Raw genomic sequence first — 789 nt, 5'->3', positions numbered from 1 at the left:
CTTAATGCGGCGTTATAACAATTTAAAAAGTTAGGAGTTAAAATTGAGTATCCCTGAAATAATTGGATTAGTGGCATCATTAGTATCTCTAATAATTGGCTTTTATGCGGTATGGTTGTCTGTGACATTTTATAAATTGTCAACAAAGAACTCGCAAGAGCTAGAAAAAGCGTCAACTGATATCAACTCTACTGTAAATAGATTAGAAGTATTGTTCGATAAACTGTATTCCGATACTTTTGGTATTATGAAGGATACGGTGAGCGATATGCGTAAACATGTTTGGAGTGGGCATGATACGGTGGAAAGAAGCCCCAACGCTTTTGATTCTAGGTTAAATGAATTGAAGTCCGATATTAACAAAAGCATAGAAGAACTCAAAAAAAGCCAAGGTAACTCCGATAAGCAGTTTGACTATTTAGTTGAAAAAATAGAATCCCTTGTTACCGAGAAAATCGATGATACCGTCAGTAAACACGCTACTTCTTGGGAGCAAAAGGAGAACATCGTAATTGAAGCATTGAAAAAACACCGAAAGCTTTCAACGAAGGCGTTGCGAGCCTTAGTGGAAACGGATGAAGAAGAATCTGCGTCCTTGCTGTTTATTATGAACCACAATGGCCAAATAGCCTGGGAAGGTAGTGGGAATACTTTTAACGATGAAACAATGGTGAAGCTTGGGAAGAAATTGTTATAACAAAGCATTTAAGAGTGATTCGTAACGCTTGGCAGTTTCGCTTCGCTCAAGTATAGCCAAGCGCTGCTCACACCTTAATGCGGCGTTATGTT

At 38.3% G+C, this 789-nt stretch carries 1 protein-coding gene; it reads left to right on the top strand.

What is annotated here, in order from left to right; genetic code table 11:
- Nucleotides 1-43: 43 nt before the first annotated feature.
- The gene (locus KIV41_RS24315) at nucleotides 44-697 is read left to right on the top strand and encodes a hypothetical protein (RefSeq protein WP_252040591.1); all 654 of its coding nucleotides are present in this window, start codon (nucleotides 44-46) and stop codon (nucleotides 695-697) included.
- The last annotated feature ends 92 nt before the right edge of the window (nucleotides 698-789 follow it).

The organism is Vibrio sp. D401a (genome assembly GCF_030248515.1).
GTDB classification, from domain to species: Bacteria; Pseudomonadota; Gammaproteobacteria; order Enterobacterales; family Vibrionaceae; genus Vibrio; species Vibrio rotiferianus.
The sequence above is the reverse complement of the archived record's forward strand: the minus strand, read 5'-3'. Positions and strand labels throughout refer to the sequence as shown.